The organism is Pusillimonas minor, from assembly GCF_014237865.1.
GTDB classification, from domain to species: domain Bacteria; phylum Pseudomonadota; class Gammaproteobacteria; order Burkholderiales; family Burkholderiaceae_B; genus Neopusillimonas; species Neopusillimonas minor.
This window is the reverse complement of the sequence record NZ_JACJUU010000011.1, coordinates 66107-88065: the sequence shown is the minus strand read 5'-3', so window position 1 is coordinate 88065 and position 21959 is coordinate 66107. Positions and strand designations below refer to the sequence as shown.

17 protein-coding genes and 1 tRNA gene are annotated in these 21959 nt (G+C 58.7%); 5 read left to right on the top strand and 13 right to left on the bottom strand.

Annotated features, from left to right (window positions below):
• The first annotated feature begins 172 nt into the window (after positions 1–172).
• Both GTU67_RS12570 and GTU67_RS12565 read left to right on the top strand, forming a co-directional pair.
• Positions 173–655: an OsmC family protein gene (locus GTU67_RS12570; RefSeq protein ID WP_346727025.1), complete on the top strand. Its 483-nt coding sequence runs from the start codon at positions 173–175 to the stop codon at positions 653–655.
• A gap of 14 nt (positions 656–669) precedes the next feature.
• Entirely contained in the window at positions 670–2481 is a 1812-nt protein-coding gene (locus GTU67_RS12565) for a hypothetical protein (RefSeq protein ID WP_185780409.1), read from the top strand.
• Here the strand turns inward: GTU67_RS12565 and GTU67_RS12560 are convergent.
• Positions 2453–3541: a cupin domain-containing protein gene (locus tag GTU67_RS12560; protein WP_221893367.1), complete on the bottom strand. Its 1089-nt coding sequence runs from the start codon at positions 3539–3541 to the stop codon at positions 2453–2455. The two genes, GTU67_RS12565 and GTU67_RS12560, sit on opposite strands and share 29 nt — an antisense overlap.
• Positions 3542–3802: 261 nt before the next feature.
• Here GTU67_RS12560 and GTU67_RS12550 point away from each other — a divergent pair, with 261 nt between their 5' ends.
• Complete coding sequence (locus GTU67_RS12550) at positions 3803–4789, top strand: cation diffusion facilitator family transporter (protein ID WP_185780407.1); 987 nt, start codon at positions 3803–3805, stop codon at positions 4787–4789.
• Between the two features lie 10 nt (positions 4790–4799).
• Here the strand turns inward: GTU67_RS12550 and catA are convergent, their stop codons facing one another.
• The 6 genes from catA to GTU67_RS12520 form a co-directional block, all read right to left on the bottom strand.
• On the bottom strand, positions 4800–5711 hold the full coding sequence (catA, locus tag GTU67_RS12545; protein ID WP_185780406.1) for a catechol 1,2-dioxygenase: 912 nt from the start codon (positions 5709–5711) through the stop codon (positions 4800–4802).
• 27 nt (positions 5712–5738) lie between these two features.
• Positions 5739–6029 (bottom strand): muconolactone Delta-isomerase, encoded by a 291-nt coding sequence (catC, locus tag GTU67_RS12540; RefSeq protein WP_185780405.1) that lies wholly within the window; start codon positions 6027–6029, stop codon positions 5739–5741.
• Between the two features lie 21 nt (positions 6030–6050).
• Positions 6051–7172, bottom strand: coding sequence for a muconate/chloromuconate family cycloisomerase (locus tag GTU67_RS12535; protein ID WP_185780404.1), 1122 nt, complete (start codon positions 7170–7172; stop codon positions 6051–6053).
• Positions 7173–7291: 119 nt separating this feature from the next.
• On the bottom strand, positions 7292–8251 hold the full coding sequence (locus GTU67_RS12530) for a LysR family transcriptional regulator (protein ID WP_346727024.1): 960 nt from the start codon (positions 8249–8251) through the stop codon (positions 7292–7294).
• Positions 8252–8360: 109 nt separating this feature from the next.
• Positions 8361–8437 (bottom strand) — tRNA-Pro (locus tag GTU67_RS12525).
• Between the two features lie 21 nt (positions 8438–8458).
• The gene (locus GTU67_RS12520; RefSeq protein WP_185780403.1) at positions 8459–9424 is read right to left on the bottom strand and encodes a polyprenyl synthetase family protein; all 966 of its coding nucleotides are present in this window, start codon (positions 9422–9424) and stop codon (positions 8459–8461) included.
• 138 nt (positions 9425–9562) lie between these two features.
• Between GTU67_RS12520 and GTU67_RS12515 the strand changes: the two genes are divergently transcribed.
• Positions 9563–10429: a DUF815 domain-containing protein gene (locus GTU67_RS12515; protein ID WP_185780402.1), complete on the top strand. Its 867-nt coding sequence runs from the start codon at positions 9563–9565 to the stop codon at positions 10427–10429.
• Positions 10422–11387 (top strand): Nudix family hydrolase, encoded by a 966-nt coding sequence (locus GTU67_RS12510; RefSeq protein WP_185780401.1) that lies wholly within the window; start codon positions 10422–10424, stop codon positions 11385–11387. The genes GTU67_RS12515 and GTU67_RS12510 overlap by 8 nt, the downstream gene beginning before the upstream one ends.
• A gap of 58 nt (positions 11388–11445) precedes the next feature.
• On the opposite strand, the gene GTU67_RS12505 is transcribed toward GTU67_RS12510, so the two are convergent.
• The 6 genes from GTU67_RS12505 to coaE form a co-directional block, all read right to left on the bottom strand.
• The gene (locus GTU67_RS12505) at positions 11446–12891 is read right to left on the bottom strand and encodes an efflux transporter outer membrane subunit (RefSeq protein WP_185780400.1); all 1446 of its coding nucleotides are present in this window, start codon (positions 12889–12891) and stop codon (positions 11446–11448) included.
• Entirely contained in the window at positions 12888–15998 is a 3111-nt protein-coding gene (locus GTU67_RS12500; protein ID WP_185780399.1) for an efflux RND transporter permease subunit, read from the bottom strand. Before GTU67_RS12500 ends, GTU67_RS12505 begins: the two co-directional genes overlap by 4 nt.
• Complete coding sequence (locus tag GTU67_RS12495; RefSeq protein WP_185780398.1) at positions 15995–19096, bottom strand: multidrug efflux RND transporter permease subunit; 3102 nt, start codon at positions 19094–19096, stop codon at positions 15995–15997. The genes GTU67_RS12500 and GTU67_RS12495 overlap by 4 nt, the downstream gene beginning before the upstream one ends.
• Before the next feature lie 8 nt (positions 19097–19104).
• A complete protein-coding gene (locus GTU67_RS12490; RefSeq protein ID WP_185780397.1) occupies positions 19105–20307 on the bottom strand; it encodes an MdtA/MuxA family multidrug efflux RND transporter periplasmic adaptor subunit in 1203 nt (400 codons plus the stop codon).
• A 241-nt stretch (positions 20308–20548) separates the two neighbouring features.
• A complete protein-coding gene (gene zapD / locus GTU67_RS12485) occupies positions 20549–21301 on the bottom strand; it encodes a cell division protein ZapD (protein ID WP_185780396.1) in 753 nt (250 codons plus the stop codon).
• A 30-nt stretch (positions 21302–21331) separates the two neighbouring features.
• The gene (coaE, locus tag GTU67_RS12480; RefSeq protein ID WP_185780395.1) at positions 21332–21940 is read right to left on the bottom strand and encodes a dephospho-CoA kinase; all 609 of its coding nucleotides are present in this window, start codon (positions 21938–21940) and stop codon (positions 21332–21334) included.
• Positions 21941–21959: the final 19 nt, after the last annotated feature.

The following is a 21959-nucleotide window of genomic DNA, read 5'->3' as shown; positions in this document are numbered from 1 at the left end:
TCGGCGCGCAAATCAACGCGCTGCGCTCATTGCTGGCTTTAACGACAAAACGACCTGCGATGATCTAACAGACAAAAAAATAAACCCCGCTGCAAAAAACAGGGGGTTTATCAACAGTCTGCGGCGCTCGCATGAGCGCCTTTTTTGCATTCAGGCTTGAAAACTAGCAGGTATGATTAACAACTACGCTAATTTCACCGAGGCCGCCATGTCCGAAAACGCTACATCCGTTCATTTACGCCAGCAAAAAGACTTCCAGTTCGAAATTTCTTTTGGTGAGGGCATCCCCACTGTACTGGGCGACGAACCTGCCCCCATTGGTGAAGGCAAAGGCCCCTCGCCGGCACAGTTTCTGGCGGCCGCTGTCGGGAACTGTCTAGCCGACTCCCTGTTTTTTGCGATTAAAAAGTATAAGCAAGATCCGCAGCCCATTCAGTGCAAAGTCACGGCCGAAATCGGCCGCAACGAACAGGGGCGCTTGCGCATCACGCACATGCAGGCCTCGCTTACACTGGGTGTGCCTGCCGCATCACTGCAACATATGGATCGCGTCCTGTCGTCTTTCGAGGCCTTCTGTACCGTCACGCAAAGTGTTGGCCAGGGCATTCCTATTACCATCGAAGTATTCGACAGCGAAAACACGCGGCTTAAGTAAAAGCGGGGTCGCGCGTGCGCGCCGGTTACCGTTTCGGGTTGTCTCAACACGACCAATCACTCACCCTGCAGTTCAAGGCGTTATCGCCGGCCCTGTCGCTTGAAACCCTAGATGCCCGACTGGCCGCTTTAGTGGCGTTTCGGCCGGGGGCCTTGCCGCTGCGCCCCGAATGGGCGCCAGGCCAGACGCTGGTCATGGCGCTGTCGGCCCGCATTTTGCAGGTTGCCGCCGAGCTGCAACGCTCGGTGTATTTACCCACCTTCGATGCGGGCAAAATACTGGCATGCCGCCCCATGCCCGACCAGCCAGGCGGCTGGGCCATGACACTGGCGGTGCCGGCCATCGACTACTTCCCGCCGCCCCTGTTGCACCAGCTGTATTCACGCGTTACAACCCTGGTGCTGAACCTGGCGAACCCGGTGCACACCCCCGGCACCATCGACCAACTCTCCAACGAAATCGACACTGAAATCCGCCTGCCAGCCAGATCCGCAGTCCCGCTCAGCCAGTCCACATATCATTTGCTGCGCACGGCTCAGGCTGCAGGGATGCCATGGCGGCACACTGGCAATGGTATTTTTCAGATAGGTTGGGGCGAACGCCAGACGCGCGTTCGCAGCAGCCAGTTATGGGGCGATACGGCCTTGGGTTGCGAAACCGCCCAGCATAAATACTGGGCGGCGCAATGGCTAAGCCAGGCAGGCCTACCTGCCGCCCAACACGGTGTTGCAAACACCGAAGTCCAGGCGTTTGAGCTGGCCCGACAATTAGGCAACAGCGTCGTCATCAAGCCTGTCGATCGCGACCGGGGCGAGGGTATTACCGTGTTGCCCCAGGGTGAAGAAGCCCTGCGCAGCGCTTTTTTGGCGGCACAGCAGTATTCGCCACAGGTGTTGGTCGAGGCCTGGGCGCCCTGCGTGTGCCATCGCGTCCTGGTCGTCAAAGACAAAATGGTTTATGCCGTCAAGCGTTTACCCATTGCCGTCGAGGGCGATGGCGTCAACACAATTGCAGACTTGATACGCAGGGCCAACGAAAGGCGCCAGGGCCTACCCGTATGGCAACGCAAGCCCCCTTTACCCGACGACACGCAAACACAGGCCTGCTTACAACTGTACGGTTTGTCTTTGAACGATGTATTGCCGGCCGGGCAATGGGCGCCGCTACGCGATATTGAATCTACTGCCTGGGGCGGTATCGACCTCGAGATGACGGACCACATTCATCCCGAGAACATTGCCTTGGCCATCCGCGCCGCCCAAGTGTTCGGGCTGAACGCGGCAGGGGTGGACATCATGAGCACCGACATCACACGCCCTTGGTACGAAAACGGCGCCATCATCAACGAGGTCAACGTAGCCCCCCTCTTGGGCGGCGGACCGGCATCGTTGCGCACCCTACCAGCCCTTATCGCTCATTTGCTACCCAATGGCGCGCATATCCCCATTGACGTGTATTTAGGTGGCCCAGAAGCCCTGCAGGCCGCACAAGAACGGCACGCAACGCTTTGCCAAAGCGGGGTCAATGCGTTTTTGTGCACGCCAAACCAGACGTGGTCAAGCCATCAGAAACTGCTACCAACCCTGCATCAGAACCTGTTCGACAGATGTCTGATCCAACTGGGCAACCCTCAGGCCGGTCATTTGGTCGTCGTCATCCAGAACACCGAGTTCCTGACGACCGGCCTGCCCTTCAATCGCTGCGCCACGTTTACTGTCGTCGACGCCCAGAAATGCCAAAGCGCCCAAACGGGCGCCCTGGCATCGGACGAAGAGGTCAGACAATTGCTGTCTTTATTTAGCCCACCTGAACGCGGTCAAAGTTAAGGCGCTCCATAATGGGCGCGTCGGAGAAGTGGAACAAATCGAACTGCGTCTCGGCCTGCAATGACCACTGCACCCACGACGGCACAACGAACAGGTCGCCGACATCAAGCTTGTGCGTTTCGCCGTTAAGCACAACCGCGCCACGCCCCTCGAAAACCTGAAATACGCTAGAACCAACTTCGCGGCGGGGCGCGCTTTGCGCACCTGCGCGCAAGCGGTGAAACTGGGCGCGGATGGTGGGCATGACGTCGCCCCCGGTGGTGGGGTTAACGTAACGTACGGCGGCGTGGCCAGGTTCGAACACACCCGGGTGCCCCTCTTCTTCAAGGCGAAGCTGCTCGGCCAGGGCACGATCGGTGTGCTCCCAGCGATAGGCCCCAATAGGCGAGCTGATGGTGGCCTGCAAGCCCGACAAGGGGCGCAAGCCTGGGTGACACCACAACCGTTCGCCACGCGAAAACTCGGGCGTGGTCTCGTCTGAGAGTTTTTCGGGGCCAAACTCGAAGAAGCCGACGTCATTCTGGTACGAGAACGGGATATCGAGACCGTCGATCCAGGCCATGGGCTTGTCGGTGACGTTCTGGTGGCCATGAAAGTTCCAGCCCGGTGTCAGCAGGAAATCGCCCCGGCTCATGCGCACGGGGTCGCCGCTGACGACTGTCCAGACGCCCTCACCTTCGACCACAAAACGGAAGGCGTTTTGAGCATGACGGTGCTCGGGCGCCGTTTCTTTGGGGCCCAAATACTGAATGGCGGCCCACAGCGTAGGGCTGACATAGGCGCGCCCACCCAAACCCGGGTTGGCCAGCCCTAAGGCACGACGTTCGCCGCCGCGCCCAACCGGCACCAGGTCGCCGGAGCGCTTGGCAGCTGGGTATAACTTGGACCATTTCCACACATGAGGCACCGCCTGAGGGGCAGGATGCTGCGGCATCAGGGAACCCGTTTGCGTCCAGAGCGGCATGATGTGCAACGACTCGAAATCGGCATACAGCTGGCGCAATTCCGGGGTATCTTCAGGGGCCATGGCGTTGTGGCCGCCGGCATTATCGGGTTTCATAGGTCGTTACCTCCTGGTCGATTGGGCAAAGGGTTATTTTTTTAATTTTACCTGCCGCAAACGCCGCAACGGTGATGCAAGGGCATCATGGCGCTTATACCGTGCATTCATATGCTGAATGTGGCCGCCGATCCGCGCCGCATTGCCCAAAGGTGCACCAGATGTAATAGCGTAACGTGGGGAAGCTTGCCTAGAATGGGCAATGCACGCAGCGCCCATTCCAGGCAAGCCGCAGTAGCCTTCTTTTTCTGTCACAACACAATGTCCAACACCCATCAGCACTCCGGTCAGCCTCGTGAAGATTGCACGCGCCACGAACACGCCCATCACCACGGACACGGGCACCACCACGACGTCGCACCCGACCGTCTGGGTATCGCGTTTTTACTCAATTTTTGCTTCACCATCATCGAACTGATCGGCGGCTGGTTAACCCAAAGTACAGCCATCATGGCCGACGCCGTACACGACCTGGGCGACAGCCTGGCATTAGGCAGCGCCTGGCTGCTGCAGCGACTGGGCAAACGCAGCACGGCAACACCCGCGTTCACCTACGGGCTAAAGCGCGCCTCACTGTTCAGTGCCCTGCTTAACGCCATCATTCTTGTTATCGCGTCAATCTGGGTGCTTTCCGAAGCCATACAACGCCTGCAAAACCCGGTTATGCCCATGACCGAAGGCATGTTCGCTTTGGCGCTTTTGGGCATTGCCGTTAATGGCTATGCGGCCTACAAGCTGCATGGTGGCGAGTCATTGAACGAAAAAGTCATGAACTGGCATCTGCTGGAAGATGTACTGGGTTGGGTGGCCGTACTGATCGTGTCTGTGGTGCTGCATTTCGTCGACTGGCCCATACTCGACCCGCTGCTGTCTATTGCGTTCACGTTGTTCATTCTGGTTAATGTGGTACGCATGCTTTGGGCAACCGGGCGGCTGTTTTTTCAGGCCACGCCCGACCATAAACTTCTGCACGACATTCAAACCGCTTTGCTTGCCCTGCCCCAAACGCAGGCCTTGCACCATTTGCATTTATGGTCGCTCGACGGCGAACATCACGTACTGACGGCGCATGTCGTCGTGGGCAACGACCTGTCTATCGATGACTACCAGGCCATCAAAACGCAATTACACGCCGCGCTGGCGCAATTCCGGCTGGCCCACACCACCATCGAAATCGAGCTCGACAATGAAAATTGCCGGGATGGCGGGCATCGTCACGATACCAGCCACCCCGGCTTTAACGGCTAACCTGCGCTAATCAGGCGACGGCGCGCGCGCGTGTCACTTCGGTGCTGAACAGGCTGTCTGCCGATTTGTGCAGCGTAAAGTTGAATTCAATACGGGCAAATTCGCCGTCCAGACCATATTTTGCGCTTTCGGCCGGGTCATTCACCATCACCACCGGCGGCACCAGGCCTTCGCGGGTTGCAAAAGCAAAGTCGTCCCACAGGTAGGGGTCACCCTCAATATTGATTTGCGTGGTCAGTTTGCGATGGCCATTGGCGGTGACAAAGAAATGGATGTGCGCCGGGCGATTGCCGTGACGACCAACGGCCTTGAGGATTTTGTCGGTTGCCCCGTTGGGCGGCACGCTGTAACCAATGGGCAGCACGCTTTGGAAACAGTAACGGCCGTTTTCATCGGTACGAATGCTGCGACGCAAATTGAATGCGGGCTGCGATGGGTCGAAGTAAGAGTAATTGCCCAAATGGTTGGCGTGCCATACTTCGACAAGTGCGTTGGCCAGCGGTGTCACGCCGTCTTCCGAGAACACCTGGCCATGCATGACCAGGGGCTCACCCACCTCGTCGTCGCCGCACATGCGGGCAAAGCCTTTAGACTCAGGCGCTCCGGCCACGTACAACGGGCCTTCGATCGTGCGCGGGGTAGCATTGGGTGACAAGCCTGCCGCGGCTTCTGCCTCGTCCATCCGGATATCCAGCAAACGCTCGAAGCCCAGGCCGGCAGCGATCAGGCCAAACTCTTGTGCGCCGGCACCCAGGAAATTAAGTGCTGTCCAGAACTCGCTGGGGGTCACGTCGAACTCGTCGATAGTGTTGAACAGATCGTGAACAATACGGTTCACAATGGCTTTAACGCGCTCGTCCGCCACGGCCCCTTCGGTGGCCTCAATTTGTTTGATCAATGCTTCAACAGCTTGTTTACTCATCATTATCTCCAGATAGACTTCTTGAATTTATCGGTCATCGTCGCGTATGGACGACGGGTGGCGGCACAAGGCCTCGACCTTGATTTCCATAAATTTGTACAGTGGCAATCCCAACAGCACATCGTGCAGTTCCTGGGCATTTTCAACATCAAAAATACTGACGTTGGCGTATTGGCCGGCCACACGCCAGATATGGCGCCACTTGCCGGCCTGCTGCAACGCCTGCGAATAGGCTTTTTCTTCGCGCTTGATGTCTTCGATCACAGCGGGGTCAGCATCCAGCGGGATGTTGACCTGCATGTCTACTTTGAACAGCATGTCGGTTTACCTTCTTAAGCTTTAATGGTTGCGGGCATAGAAAGCCAGCTTGTCGTCATCGAGCGTCACGCCCAGCCCCGGGCCTGCCGGCAACTTGAGCGTGAAATCGCTGTAGTCCAATGGCTCGGTCAAAATGTCATCGGTCAACAACAGCGGGCCGAACATTTCGGTCCCCCACTCCAGGTGGGGCATGGTCGAAAACAAATGGGCGGCTGCAACTGTCGATACAGAACCTTCCAGCATCGTGCCGCCGTACAACGAAATATCGGCGGCCTCGGCAATCGCCATCAGGTCGCGTGCGGGCTGCAGGCCGCCAGCCTGCTCGATTTTGATGGCGAACACATTGGCGCAGTGCTTGCTGGCCAGCGCAAAGCCATCTTGCGGCCCCCGTAACGACTCGTCGGCCATAATCGGCACCCTGCCCAACGCCGTCAGGCGAGCCATGCCGTCCAGGTTCTTGAAGTGAATCGGCTGTTCGACCAGCGCCACACCCAGATCAGCCAGCGGCTGCAAATAGCGCACGGCCTGCGTTTCGCTCCAGCCCTGATTCAGATCAACACGAAGACTGATGTCGTCACCCACGGCCTTGCGGATGCTTTCGATATAGCGCAGATCTTCTTCAGGCGCGCGACGACCGATCTTGAGCTTGAAAATATTGTGACGTCGCAGATCGAGCATCTTCTGTGCTTCAGCCACATCAACCGCAGTCTCGCCGCTGGCCAGTGTCCAGGCCACAGAAATCGCATCGTGAATACGCCCGCCAAACAAATCGGCAACCGACACGCCCAGCCGCTTGGCCCGGGCGTCGTACAGCGCCGTTTCAACAGCCGAGCGTGCAAAATGGTTGTCTTTGATGTTCTTGGCAATCAGGCGACGCAATGCCGCAATCTGGTTGGCGGGTTGACCGACAAGCAACGGACGGAAATAAGTTTCGATGTTCGTCTTGATGCTTTCGGGGCTTTCGCCCCCATAGTTTAGGCCCGCAATCGTTGTGGCCTCACCAATACCTTCAACATCATCTGAAGACTTTACCCGCACAATAACCATCGACTGCGACCCCATGGTCGCAACCGACATCTTGTGTGGTCGAATAGTCGGGATATCAACAATCAAGCAATTGATATCTATGATAATTGATGTCATTGAATACCTGTTTGACTCTAAATGCGTGTCGCAGTTTAGAGTGCCGGTATTCGCAACGTCCAATATCTTTTTTGGCCCAACGCATACCTTAAAGGTATGACACTACCAAGACAAACCTGTCATTTTCGCGTCGTTACGGCGGCTTCTTTTGCGGTTTGCCTGGCCAGCGCGACCACATCTTCCAAGAATGGCGAGCCACTGTCTTTCAGCCAGCTCATCACAATCGGCGACGTAAAGTCGGGCTCGTTCAAAGGGATAAACACGACATCATCGCGTTGCATGCGGGTAACCGCACTGGGCACCAGCGTAACGCCCAGCCCGGCGGCCACCAGACCAATTGCCGTTTGCATTTCGTTGGCCTCGAACACAACCGACAAACGGTGACCGCGTTGCTCGAACAAACCAATGACATGGTCGGCGTAACTAGGCCTGGGCTTGGCAGGGTAAAGCACGTAAGACAACGCGACGATATCGCCCAGCAACACCTGATGACGCGCGGCCAGGGGGTGCTGCGCAGGCACGGCCAGCACCAAAGGCTCTTGAAGCAATGTCAGGCCGGCAATATGCGGGTCATCCAGGGTGATGCGGCCAAAGCCGATATCAATCTGGCCCGCCCGCAGGGCTTTCAACTGCTCAACCGTCGTCATTTCGCTTAAGCCAATCTCGGCCTGCAGCCCCAAGGCGCGCATTTTGCGAAACAAGGTCGGCCCGAAGCCATACATAATCGACGGCACAAACCCGATGCCAAACCACTTCTTGCCCGACTCGGCAATACGACGGGTGGCCGTCACCACATCGTTAAGGCGCGCCGACAACTGCATGGTTTTATCAAAGAAAAACTTGCCCGCGTCAGTCAGACGAATAGAGCGCCCCAGACGCTCGAACAACTGAACCCCCAGTTCCTCTTCAAGCTGGCGGATCTGACGACTAAGCGGCGGCTGGGCAATATGCAGCCGCAGCGCCGCTTTAGTAAAGCTAAGCTCTTGGGCCACGCACTGAAAATACCGGATTTGCCGCATTTCCATGGTTGTCTCCGCCGGATTATTAATGTGTTTCTTTGATTGTAGCGGCGAGCTCATGGCGTTGATCTGGCCACACAAGAAAGATGGCCGGGTGCGTAAAGCACAAAACAAAAGCGCACGATTTTGTCGTGCGCTTCAGATGCAGGCTTTTGCGGCGTACCAATAATGGTCGGGGCGAGAGGATTCGAACCTCCGACTCCTACGTCCCGAACGTAGTACTCTACCAGGCTGAGCTACGCCCCGACTTGGACACCGCGTTACCGCTTAACGGTCGCGATTTACCGCGAAACCGCAAAATTGTAGCAAAGATTCGGTAGCCTCGGAGGCCGGGAACGCCAGCAACTGCGCTCGTGCCTTGTCGGCTTCGGCAATGGCTACCTGACGCGTGTACTCAAGGGCGTCGGTCTCGTGAATGGCGCGCGCTACAGCCTCGAAATCGGCGTCTCCGGTCCGAATAGCTTCGCGGATCAATTCGCGCTGCGCCGCCGTGCCGACCTCCATGGCACGGATCAGGGGCAAGGTTGGTTTACCCTCGCGCAAGTCGTCACCCACATTTTTACCCAGTGCCTGGGCATCGCCTTCGTAGTCAAGCACATCGTCAATAAGCTGAAACGCTGTGCCAATGTGCCGCCCATACGCCGCGGCCGACGCTTCTTGGGCTGCGCTTGCCCCAGCCACAATAGCACCGACCTGGGTAGACGCTTCGAAGAGTTTGGCCGTTTTGTACTGCACCACCTGCAGATAGCGGTCGAATGAGACATCGGGGTCATGCACGTTGAGCAGCTGCAATACCTCGCCCTCGGCGATGATGGTGGTCGCTTGCGAAAACACCTGCATCACGCGCATCGAGTCGGCCTCGACCATCATTTCGAAGGAGCGCGAATAGAGGTAGTCGCCCACCAGCACACTGGCGGCATTGCCAAACACGGCATTGGCCGTGCTGCGGCCGCGCCGCATGTCTGACTCGTCAACGACGTCGTCGTGCAACAACGTAGACGTGTGGATGAACTCGACCACAGCAGCGAGCAAATGATGCAAGGTACCGTTGTACCCCAGGGCGCGGGCAACCATGAGCAACATGGCCGGGCGCATGCGCTTGCCGCCGGCCTGGATGATGTAATCGCCCACTGTGCGGATAAGCACCACCTCGGAATTAAGCCGCTCGCGGATGACCGCGTCGACCGATTTCATGTCGTTGGCAATGGGCGTAAACAGTTCAGCGATATTCAAGGTGGACTCGTGTTCAGCAGAATCTTGGAGGGCAAAGGCCAGCCCCGATTATACGTTCTGCGCAGACCGGGCCGCATGGGCCTGCAAAAAATTGGCGATAATGCGCGATGGTTCGCCAACGATTTCCGGAGAAAAACTGTGAGTGCTGTAGATTTGACCACGCTGATCACCCGGGCTGAGCGGGTACTGGCCCAGCTTGAAGCCTGGCTGCCCCCCGCCCCGCCCGCCATCAACTGGGACGCCCGCGCCTACCGCTGGCGGCGCCAGGGCGCACAAGGCTGGCTCGAAGCCATCAAACATGTCTCGCACATCCAGCCCGAAGACCTACAGCACATCGAAGAACAAAAAGCCATCATCGAGCGCAACACCCGGCATTTCCTGCAAGGCAAGCCCGCCAACAACGTACTCATGACAGGGGCACGTGGCACCGGCAAAAGCTCGCTGGTTAAAGCCATGCTGGCCGCCTATAGCGAACAGGGCCTGCGGCTGATTGAGGTCGACAAGGCGCATTTAGGCGACCTGGGCGACATCGTCGATCTGGTCAGCGCACGACCCGAAAAATTCATTATCTTCTGCGACGACTTGTCGTTTGAAGAAGGTGAGGGTGGCTACAAAGCACTCAAATCGGTACTCGACGGTTCTATCAGCGCGTCCGGAGACAACGTCCTCATTTACGCCACGTCCAATCGTCGTCACCTGATGCCCGAGTACATGAGCGAAAACCTGACGGCCAAGCATCAGCCCGACGGCGAAGTTCACCCCGGCGAAACCGTCGAGGAAAAGATCTCTTTGTCTGAGCGATTCGGCATCTGGGTGTCATTCCGGCCCTTCCGCCAGGACGACTACCTGGACATTGTGTACTACTGGCTTAAAGAACTTGGGTGCCCGCAAGCCGACATCGAAGCCTCACGCACCGAAGCGCTGCAATGGGCGCTGGGCCGCGGATCACGCTCGGGTCGCGTGGCACGCCAATTTGCGCAAGACTGGGCGGCGCGACATGTCTAAGCCGTTTGTCGATGTCGCCGCGGGGCTAATCCTGAAGCCCGATGGCGCTTTATTGCTGGGCCAACGCCCCGAAGGCAAGCCTTGGTCGGGGTGGTGGGAGCTGCCTGGCGGCAAGATCGAACCAGGCGAGACGGTGCTACAGGCGCTCGCACGCGAACTGAAAGAAGAACTGGATATTGAAGTCACGCAGGCCACACCCTGGGTCACCTACATCCACGAATACCCTAAAAATATTGTTCGACTGGCCTTTTGCAAAGTCACTGGCTGGGAGGGCTCGCCCCAAGGCATCGAAGGCCAGCAACTGGCTTGGGTCGACCCGCAAGGCCATATCGATGTGGGACCGCTATTGCCAGCCACCGAACCACCCTTGCGCTGGCTGCGATTGCCGCAACAGTATCTGCTAACGTCCATCGGCAACCCCGAGAACCTCGACGGCTTTCTGGAAAGGCTTGAGCGCAGCATGAAGACAGGCGTGGGTATGGTGCAGTTTCGTGAACCCGAGTGGGCAGCAAAATCCGACCTGGCCTCATCGCTGGAGGCCGCGTTCCGCGCCGTGTTGGGAGTATGCCGCAGCTACAACGTGCCCTGTCTGGTTAACAGCGCGCACCCCGCCGACTGGTGGGCCGACGCCGACGGCGTGCAGGTGCGCAGCGCCGACGCAAAAACATTTACCCGGACATTACCTGCCGAAAAATGGGTTGGCGTGTCGGCGCACAGCACAGAAGAGCTTGCCCGTGCGCAACCGATTGGCGCCGACTTTGCCGTGCTGGGCCATGTGTTACCCACCACCTCGCACCCCGGGCAGCCCGCGTTGGGCTGGGACGCATTCGAAACCATGGCGCAAACAGCCGGCGTACCCGTTTATGCGATTGGGGGGCAATCGCCGGAAACACTGCTCACGGCTCAACAGCACGGGGCCCACGGCATTGCGGCCATTCAGGGTTTGCTGACCACTTAACACCAGGCCAATAAAGCTTTCGCCCCCGATTTGAGGCTCGGACCTGTACGCTGCCCTTTTACCGCACCGCCGCCTCGGGGGTGATCACTTCGATCGCCGTGTCTTGAGGTGTATCGACCTGCCAGCCCCCTCCCAATGCAGCCATCAGTTGCACACTGGCAATCAGGCGATCAGCACCCAAAGAAATTGCCTCACGCTCGGCGCTAAGCGCCGAGGTTTCCACCTGCACCACGCTCAGGTAATCGATCAGGCCCGCCTCATACTGGTTTCGTGTAAGGCGCAAAGACTCTCGCGCGGCGGCTAACGCACGGCCTTGCGACAGCTGCTCGCGCCCTAATCCCGAAATGGCCACCAGATAATCCTCAACCTCCTGCAAGGCGGTCAATACGGTTTGACGATATGCAGCCACGTCCGCGTCGTACTGGGCACGTGCCTGATCGACCCGAGCACTGCGTGCGCCGCCGTCGAACAGCGTCATGGCCAGCGCCGGGCCCACCGACCAGAAACTGAAGGGCGCTGTCAGCCATTGGGCCCACTGCCCGCTTCTGAACCCGCCTTGCGCCGACAGCGTCAAGTCTGGAAACCAGGCCGATTGCGCCACGCCGATTTCGGCATTGGCGGCAGCCACCCGGCGCTCGGCCGCGGCCACATCGGGACGGCGCTGAAGCAACTGTGACGGCAAGCCCGCGGGCACCTCGGGCACATCGACCCATACGCGCGCCTCGTCAAGCTGAAACGCAGACGGCGCTTTGCCCACCAGCACCGCCAACGCATGCTCCAGCTGGGCACGTTGGCGATCAAGCGCCAGGCGTTGGGTCAAGGCGTTCTCGAGTTGCACCTGCGCAGACGACACATCGAGCTGGGACGCGACACCCGCATCGAAACGGTTGCGCGTCATTTGCAAAGACCGTTCATAAGCGGCAATGGTCTGGTCCAGCAAGCGGCGCTCGGCGTCGTAGGCGCGAATCCTGAAATACGTCTGGGCCAGCGTCGATTGCACGCTCAATCGCGTGGCGGCCAGCTCTGCCGACGAGGCCTGCACCTGGGCACGGTCCGCTTCAACCGTACGACGAATACGCCCCCAAAGATCGGCCTCCCAGGTCACACTGCCGCCCAGGTTGTACTGTCGCGTGGCGTCGGCCTGCCCGGAACGGGACCGGGTCACCCCGGCGTCAACACCCAGCACCGGGAAAAACAACGCGCCGCTCGCGCGCAACAAGGCCTGGGCCTGGCGGTACTGGGCCTCGACCTGGGCAATCGTCTGATTGGACACCAGAACATCTTGCATCAACTGGTCAAGCGCGGGGTCGTTGAACAACCGCCACCAGTCGGCGGGTAAGGCGTCATCGGCCGGGCGGGCCGGTGTCCAACCCGCCACCGCGCGATACTGAGCCCCCACATCGACCACGGGCCGCTGATAATCGGGCCCAACCGCACATCCGGCCAGCATCAGGGTCGCCAGCACCCATCCAAATTTTCGAAGACAGCGTTCGGCTGTTGTCATACGGCACTACCTTTGCGTTTTTGCCGCAGCGCGCGGCGATTCAGAGACCACCAGCGCAGTCGGTCAAGGTACAAATAAACTACCGGCGTTGTGTACAACGTCAGAATCTGACTCAGGATCAGGCCGCCGACAATGGTGATACCCAGGGGCTGACGCAGTTCTACACCCGCTCCCGTCGCAAACACCAGGGGCACAGCGCCAAACAGGGCCGACAGGGTTGTCATCATGATGGGCCGAAACCGAATCAGGCAAGCCTGATAAATGGCTTCTCGCGGCGACATGCCCTGCTCGCGTTCGGCCTGCAGGGCAAAGTCGACCATCATGATGGCGTTCTTCTTGACGATCCCGATTAAAAGAAACACGCCAATCAAGGCGATCAACGAAAACTCCATCCCGACCAGCATCAGCGCCAGCAGCGCCCCGATACCTGCAGAAGGCAAGGTTGAAAGAATCGTCAACGGATGAATATAGCTTTCATACAGCATACCCAACACGATGTACATCGTGACCAACGCCGCCAGAATCAACCAGGGTTGCTGGGCAAGCGACTCTTGCAGGGCCTGGGCATTCCCCTGAAACGAGGCCTGGATCTCTTGTGTAGGCAAGCCCGTGCGCGCCACTGCGGCCTCGATGGCTTGCGTGGCCTGGTCAAGCGATACGCCCGGCGCCAGACTGAACGACACCGACTCTTCGGCAAACAAGCCCGAATGGCGCACACTAAGCGGCGCCGTGCCGATCTTGAAGGTTGTAAAGGCCGACAGCGGGATACGACGCCCGTCGTCGGTCACCACCTGAACCCGTTTCAACGACTCGGCGTCTTCTGCGTATTTGGGGTCAACTGCCATAACCACACGGTACTGGTTAAGGGGCTCGTATATCACCGACACCTGGCGCTGGCTGAACGAGTTGTTTAACGTGCTGGCAATCAACGCCATATCAACGCCCAGACGGGTGGCCGCATCGCGGTCAATGACCAGCTCGACCCGACGGCCCTTGTCTTCAATATCGCTGTCAACGTCGACCAGTTCGGGCAAACCGGCCAACGCCCGCTGCACCTGCGGCAACCAGGTCTTCAGCAGGTCTAGGTCACTGCCCATTAACGAGTACTCGTAAGACGACAACCCCTGACGCCCGCCGACGCGGATATCTTGTTGCGGCACCAGAAAAAGCCGCGCGCCGGGCTCTCGCATGAAGCGCCCCCGAAGGCGGTTGACCACATCGTTTGCACTAACGTCGCGCTGGTCGACGGGCTTGAGCTGAATAAGCAGAAAGCTTGAATTGCTGCCGCCGCGCCCGCCGGCGAACCCCGTCACGCTGTCAACCGCGGGGTCTTTTAAAAGTTCGTTGCGGAATTTTTCGAGCTTGGGGAGCAAGGACTGAAAGGAAGTCCCTTGGTCGGTTCTGAAAAACCCCAATAGCTGCCCGGTATCTTGCTGCGGAAAAAAACCTTTGGGCACTACGGTATACAGGTAGACGTTCAGGCCAATGGTCGCGACCAGCACCAGCAACATTAAACGGCTATGCGCCAGCGCCCAGTCGAGCGAGCGCCGATACCAACGAGCGGACACGGCGCCGACACAATTCAAGAGCCGCCCGCCTGGTCTATCGGCCGGCGTTGACCCGCGCGCCGTCGGCTTGAGCAGGCGCGCGCACATCATGGGGGTAAGAATCAGCGACAACAGCAACGAGACCAGAATGGCCGCCGACAGGGTAATGGCAAACTCGCGAAACAGGCGCCCCACCACGCCGGACATCAGCAAAATAGGGATGAACACCGCCACCAAAGACAGACTCATCGCGACCACCGTGAACCCGACCTCTTGCACGCCCCGTATCGCAGCGCGCACCGGGCTGTAGCCCCGCTCGATATACCGCATGATATTTTCGAGCACCACAATGGCGTCATCGACAACGAAACCGGTTGCCACAATCAGCGCCATCAACGACATCGTGTTCAACGTAAAGCCAAACGCCCACATCAGGGTAAATGTTGTCACCAAAGACGCGGGCACCACAATGCTGGGGACCAACGCCGCCCGCACATTGCGCAAAAACAGCAATACCACCCACACCACCAGCACAATGGCAATGAACAGCGTCAGGCGCGCTTCAGCCAGCGACGCACGAATGCTGGGGGTGCGATCCTGCGCCACCGTTACGTTTACCTGCGCGGGCACCATGCTCTGGAAAGCCGGCATCAGGTTATGAATTGCGTCGACGGTTTCAATAATATTGGCGTCGGGCTGCCGGCGAATAATCAACAGCACCGCCTTGCGATCGTTATAAAACCCTACGTTAAAGATTTCTTCCACACCGTCTTCAACCAAGGCCACGTCTTGCAGTCGTATCGGCGCGCCGTCGCGCCAGGCCACAATCAACGGCCGGTATTGTTCGGCGCGATCCATTTGCGGGCCTGTCCCGATCTGCCAATGGTAATCGTCGTTTTCAATTACCCCATTCGGGCGCACGACATTGGCGTTGGCCAGGGCATTACGCACTTCGTCAAGGGCTACACCCGCCGCCACCAACGCCTGCGGGTTCAGGCTGATTTTGACGGCAGGCAACGAACTTCCGCCTACACTGACCTCGCCCACGCCAGGCACCTGCGCCAGTTTCTGTGCCAGCACAGTCGACGCCAGATCGTAAAGTTGCCCCTGGGTGTAGGTATCTGACGTCAGCGCCAACACCATAATAGGTGAAGATGCCGGGTTAACCTTGTTATAGGTCGGGTTATCGCGCAGGCCCGATGGCAATGACCCGCGCGCCGCATTTATGGCGGCCTGCACGTCTCGCGCCGCGCTGTTGATATCGCGATCAAGGTCGAAAACCAGAGAAATCCGGGTCGAGCCCTCGGTGCTGCGCGAGCTCATTTCGGTCACGCCGGCAATCGAACCTAACGCCTGCTCAAGCGGCATGGCCACACTCGACGCCATGGTCTCGGGGCTGGCGCCCGCCATGCGGGCGGTGACCGAAATCATGGGGTAGTCGACCTGAGGCAACGGTGCCACCGGCAGCACCCGCAAGGCCAAGGCCCCCGCCAGCACCATCGCCAGGCACACCAGCGTTGTGCCCACCGGGCGGACAATAAAGGCCGCAAGCCACCTCATGCAGCGCCCCCGGCCGCCTCGTTGCGCGCCGCGCCGCGCCAACGCCGCGCCAACCGGTCAAACATCAGGTAAATAACCGGCGTCGTGAAGAGCGTCAGCAACTGGCTGCAAATCAGGCCACCCACCATGACCAAACCCAATGGCTGCCGTAGCTCGGAACCGGCCCCCGTTGCCAGCATCAGGGGAATTGCACTAAATAGCGCAGCCAGTGTGGTCATAAGAATCGGGCGAAAGCGCAACAGGGCCGCTTCGCGGATAGCCTCGACAGGCGACAAGCCGCGCCCGCGCTCGGCCTCGAGCGCAAAGTCGATCATCATGATGGCGTTCTTTTTGACAATGCCGATCAACAAAATAATGCCGATCACACCGATCATGTCGAGCGCCCTTCCCGTTAACAACAGCGCCAGCAGCGCCCCCACCGTTGCCGACGGCAATGTCGACAAAATGGTCACGGGATGGATATAGCTTTCGTACAAAATACCCAGCACGATATACATGGCGACCACGGCGGCCAGCATCAGCCATAGCGTGCTGCTTAGCGACGCCTCGAAAGCACGCGCAGCGCCCTGAAAGCGCAGCTCGGTAGAAGCAGGCACACCCATGTCCTGATAAGTGCGCTCGATCGCGGCAACGGCATCCGACAGCGCCACGCCTTCGGGCAAGTTGAACGACACCGTCACCGCCGGGAACTGGTCGAGGCGGCCTACCGACAGCAAACTATCTGCCTGACTGACCTTGACCAGCCCGGTCAGCGGCACCGTACCCCCGGACATGGTCTGCACATAGATATGATCAAGCGCTGAAGGGTCTTGACGATATTGGGGTGCCACTTCGAGCACGACCCGGTACTGGGCAGACTGCGTAAAAATAGTCGAAATCTGACGCTGGCCGAAAGCGTCGTACAAGGCTTCGCTAATGGCCGACAACGTCACACCAACGCGTGCGGCCGCATCGCGGTCAACGGTTAAGGTGGTTTGCAGGCCGCGAGTTTGCAGGTCGTCGGTAACGTCTGCCAGCTCGGGTTGCGCAGACAAGGCGTCGACAAACTTTGGCACCCATTCGTAAAGCACCGACGGCTCCGGATCTGACAACGACAGCTGATACTGAGTACGGCTGACCCGGTCATCGATGGTCAGGTCTTGAACCGGCTGCATGAAAACCGCCAGCCCCGACACCGGTTTCAATTGCTCTTGTAAACGCTGAATGATGGTTTGAGCGTTGTCACTGCGTTCACTCAGAGGACGCAGGGCGATTTGCATGCGCCCGGTATTTAGCGTCACGTTGGTGCCATCTACGCCTATAAACGATGTCACCTGTTCCACGTCGGGGTCTTCGGCAATAATGCGGGCGGCGTCTTGCTGAAGCCGCGCCATACCGCCAAACGAGATCGACTGCTCGCCCTGGCTGATGGCTTGTATCAGGCCCGTATCTTGTTGCGGGAAAAACCCCTTGGGCACCCATACATACAGCAAGGCTGTCAGCAGCAAAGTACCCAGCGCCACCCATAAGGTGGTGCGCTGATGCGACAACACCCACACCAGCCCCCGGTCGTAACTTCGTATCAGGCCGTCGATCCACCGCCCCAGACGCTGCTGCAAGGGCCCCAACTGATCTTCAGACTCTGCGCGCAACAAGCGCGCGCACATCATGGGCGTCAGTGTTAACGAAATAACCAGCGACAGCAAAATCGCCACGGCCAATGTAATGGCGAACTCGCTGAACAGCCGACCGATGACATCACTCATGAAAAGCAACGGAATCAGGACCGCCACCAATGACAGCGTCAGCGACACCAGCGTAAACCCGATTTGCGCGGCGCCCTTCAGGGCAGCCTGAAGCGGCGACAGGCCTTCTTCAAGGTGACGGGCGATGTTTTCGATCATGACAATGGCATCATCGACCACAAACCCGGTGGCAATGGTCAGGGCCATGAGGGTTAGGTTATTAATACTGAACCCGGCCAGATACATGATGGCAAACGTACCCACCAACGACAGCGGCACCACCACACTGGGTATAAAAGTAGCCGTCCAGGTACGTAAAAAAACAAATGTCACCAGCACCACCAGCGTAATCGCCAGCACCATCTCGGTCTGCACGTGGCGTACTGCCTCGCGAATGGTCTGGGTACGGTCTGAAGCCACCGCGACATCAACGCCGGCCGGCAACCCCTGACGCAATTCGGGCAATAGCGCCTTGACCCGGTCTACCACCTGGATCACATTGGCCCCTGGCTGGCGCTGGATATTCAGCAAAATAGCCGGTGTGGTGCCCACCCATGCCGCCTGCCGGATATTCTCGGCGTCACGTACCACTTGCGCCACATCCCCCAGCCGCAATGCCCCCTGGTTTTCGTACGCCAGAATAAGGGCCTCGTAGTCATCGGGAGATCGCAGCTGATCGTTTGCATTAATGGTTGTCGAACGCTCGGGGCCGTCGAGGTTGCCCTTGGGCTGATTGACGTTGGCCGACAAAATGGCGCTACGCACCGATGACAGCGTCAGATTTCGGGACGACAAGGCCTGCGGGTCGACCTGAACCCGCACCGCCGGCCGCTGCCCGCCGGCAATACTGACCAGCCCCACCCCGGAAATTTGCGACAGCTTCTGGGCAACACGCAAATCGATCAGGTCGCGCACCTGATACAAGGGCAATGTAGGCGACGTAATGGCCAGACTGATTACCGCCGTATCGGCTGGATTCACCTTGTTGTACACCGGCGGCGCAGGCAGGTCGTTGGGCAGCAGATTTGACGCCGCATTTATGGCCGCCTGCACCTCTTGCTCGGCGACATCCAGCGGCACATCAAGGCCAAACTGCAACGTAATTTGAGACGAGCCACCTGAACTGGTGGAAGACATTTGCGTGAGCCCGGACATCTGCCCGAACTGCCGTTCGAGCGGCGACGTGACCAACGCTGTCATCACATCGGGGCTCGCGCCCGGATACAAGGTCGACACCTGAATGGTGGGGTAATCAACCTCGGGCAAGGCCGACACCGGCAACATGCGATACGCCAGAATGCCGGCGATAAGCAGGGCCACCATCGCCAGCGTCGTGGCAACAGGGCGCAAAATGAATTGGCGTGACAGATTCACGGCAGCCCTCAAGGTTCAATAATTTGAACGCGCGTCCCGTTTCGCAAACGGTCCACGCCATCGGTCACCACCCTTTGACCTGCCGTCAAACCCTCGACCACGGCCACCCGACGATTTTCGATGGTGCCCGTCACAATGGGCTGCACGGTGACGGTGTTGTCGTCGGCCACCAAATATACAAACGCCCCGGCCGACCCTTGCTGCACGGCCTGAGTCGGGATAATGATGGCGTCTGGCTGTGTACTGACACGCAGGCGCACATTGACAAACTGATTCGGAAACAGCGTTTCGTCCTGGTTTTCGAATGTCGCTTTAAGCCGCACCGTACCCGTTGCGATATCGATCTGGTTATCTATTGAAGATAATTCGCCTGTGGCCAGCACGCGGCGTTCGGCGCTGTCGAACAGGTCGACCACCAGAGGCTGGCCCTGATTAAAGCGCTCGAGCACCGCCGGCAACTGCGCCTGGGGCAACGAAAACACCACCGAAATCGGCTGGGTTTGGGTGATAACCACCAAGCCTTCGGTGCTGCCCGCCGAAATCAAATTGCCCTGATCGACCACCCGCAGGCCCAACCGTCCACCGATCGGGGCTGTAATCCGCGTGAACTCTAGCTGCAAGCGTGCACTGTCGACATTGGCCTGATCGGTTTTTTGAGCGCCCAGATACTGCTGAACGAGCGCCTGCTGGGCTTCGAGCTGCTGACGCGCCAGCGAATTCTGACGAAACAGCTGCTCGTAGCGTTTCAGGTCTTGGCGGGCATTATTCAGTTGTGCAACGTTTTGAGCCTGCTGGCCCAGCGCCTGATCAAGTTGAACCTGATAGGGGCGCGGGTCGATTTGCGCCAACAGGTCTCCGGCCTTTACTTTCTGGCCATCCGTAAAGAATATTTTTTGCAATTCCCCATCGACCCGGCTGCGCACTGTCACGGTATTGAACGCGGTAACCGTGCCCACAGCCGTGAATATGTTCTGTATTGGCCCTTGTTCGACAGGCGCCACCCTGACAGGCACGGCCATTGCCGCCATACCCGGTGGCCCGCCCGGGCGTGCGCCGGCGGGCTGGCCCGGCGCCTGGTTTGCACCCCCTGGGCCAGCAGGTTGGCCTGAACCACTCCACAAAAAATAGCCCAGCCCCAATGCGCCAAGCACCACCAGCGCCAGGAGCCCCTTGCGTAACCCATACCGATTTCTTGACTGCGATTCGGACATGCACCGTCCCCGATTTTTATTGGAGTGAGAATGCTTGCAATTTTCGCCGATAAAAACAAAAACGCGCGACCTGGCCGCGACGTTCTGAAATCAAACGCAACAATTACGTGACAAAAGCAAGCGAAAACGCAGAGGCCTGCAGCCGGGGCATAGCGCATCAGCGCCATAAGCCGCCAAGAGATACGCAGGCTGGACGGCCACGCAAGCCGGAAAATGAACGCGCCGGGCCGTAGCGCGACGGCTAGAAGTTACAACGGGACAGCCGGAATGGAATGCGCTGGGTGACAGAAATGGGCTTGAGCTCGTTGTCTTGCATTGAAAACCGCACCCAAATGACGTATTTGTTTGCGCTCATTTCGGGGAAGACCCCCAAGGCCGGGTCAACCCAAACGCGCAACAGCTGAAACGTTTTACCCGTCAGCATTTCTTGATAAGCCCCTTGTGGTGCTTCGAGATCGACCGGGTTACCCGACTCGCGCAGCAAACGCAAAATAAGCGCCAGGCCGTTGTACAGCGGCATGAAAGGGTCGACCCATTGCTGCAGGTCGCTCATGCGGACTTGGGCCGGTTTGATTTGCCAGGCATAATACGACGGGATGTCGGCCGGAGAGGACCCACCCGGCACCGTCAGCCGGCCACGCAAACTGGCCAGCCATTCGTTGTCGCGCAAAACCTGGCCAATACGCCCCTGGGCGGCCAGCTCGGTAGTTGCCCGCTCGATATCGGCCAGCATTTTGTCGACCGTTTCGACATCGACCCCGGGGTGCTGGCGCAAACCGCCCAGCGCCGCCCGCTGTCGGTCAAGGTCTTGCAAAACCGACCCCCGCAAGTCGGTACGTTCGCAAACTTCGAGAAGGTCGAACAGGGTGGCCATGGCCACTTGATGATGGTTGACGTCTTCCTGATTGGCGAAAAAAAACAAACGCCCGAACAAATGCTCGACCCTAAGCAAGGATCGAACGCGTTCGTTACAGGGATATTCGTACAAAATCACTGGACCAGCTACCTTATTGCTTTGTGTATTCTATGAATGAGCACCCAGCACACACCACTTGTCGTGCAACTGCCTGGCACGGTGCTGCAATTGTTCCGGTGTGGTTTGGCCATCGTTAAGGACAACGTCGTGGGCGACGGCCAGACGCGCCTCGCGGGTGGCTTGTGCCATCATGATACGCCTAATGGCTTCAGGCGTCAGCCCGCTTCGCGCCTGAACCCGGGCGATCTGGGTTTCCGGGTCGCAATCGACCACGCAAACCCGGTCTACTCGGCTAACCCAACGCTTCGACTCGACCAGCAGCGGCACAACGAAGACAAGATAACACCCCGAAGCCACCTCGGCCTGCGCTTGTGTAACCTGGGCTATCAACGGGTGAATAATCGCTTCCAGACGGCCGCGCGCCTCGGCATCTTGAAACACAAGCTCACGCATTGCCGCACGATCGAGCGCTGCATCGGGCGTTAAAACCCCGTTGCCAAAGGCAGCGCGTATCGGTTCGATGGCCAGGCCACCCGGGGCAGTAAGCTGGTGCGCAATGACATCGGTGTCGATTACTGCGGCCCCCCAGGCCTGAAACAAGTCAGCCACCCGGGTTTTGCCCGAGCCGATTCCGCCGGTGAGTCCGATTTTAAGCATTTGATTGGCCTGTTTTAGT

What these genes read in the sequence shown, in the direction of transcription:
- GTU67_RS12570 (WP_346727025.1), top strand. Translation starts at nt 173, where the DNA reads ATGATTAACAACTACGCTAATTTCACCGAGGCCGCCATGTCCGAAAAC.
- GTU67_RS12560 (WP_221893367.1), bottom strand. Translation starts at nt 3,541, where the DNA reads ATGAAACCCGATAATGCCGGCGGCCACAACGCCATGGCCCCTGAAGAT.
- GTU67_RS12550 (WP_185780407.1), top strand. Translation starts at nt 3,803, where the DNA reads ATGTCCAACACCCATCAGCACTCCGGTCAGCCTCGTGAAGATTGCACG.
- catA (WP_185780406.1), bottom strand. Translation starts at nt 5,711, where the DNA reads ATGAGTAAACAAGCTGTTGAAGCATTGATCAAACAAATTGAGGCCACC.
- catC (WP_185780405.1), bottom strand. Translation starts at nt 6,029, where the DNA reads ATGCTGTTCAAAGTAGACATGCAGGTCAACATCCCGCTGGATGCTGAC.
- GTU67_RS12535 (WP_185780404.1), bottom strand. Translation starts at nt 7,172, where the DNA reads ATGACATCAATTATCATAGATATCAATTGCTTGATTGTTGATATCCCG.
- GTU67_RS12530 (WP_346727024.1), bottom strand. Translation starts at nt 8,251, where the DNA reads ATGAGCTCGCCGCTACAATCAAAGAAACACATTAATAATCCGGCGGAG.
- GTU67_RS12510 (WP_185780401.1), top strand. Translation starts at nt 10,422, where the DNA reads ATGTCTAAGCCGTTTGTCGATGTCGCCGCGGGGCTAATCCTGAAGCCC.
- GTU67_RS12505 (WP_185780400.1), bottom strand. Translation starts at nt 12,891, where the DNA reads ATGACAACAGCCGAACGCTGTCTTCGAAAATTTGGATGGGTGCTGGCG.
- GTU67_RS12500 (WP_185780399.1), bottom strand. Translation starts at nt 15,998, where the DNA reads ATGAGGTGGCTTGCGGCCTTTATTGTCCGCCCGGTGGGCACAACGCTG.
- GTU67_RS12490 (WP_185780397.1), bottom strand. Translation starts at nt 20,307, where the DNA reads ATGTCCGAATCGCAGTCAAGAAATCGGTATGGGTTACGCAAGGGGCTC.
- coaE (WP_185780395.1), bottom strand. Translation starts at nt 21,940, where the DNA reads ATGCTTAAAATCGGACTCACCGGCGGAATCGGCTCGGGCAAAACCCGG.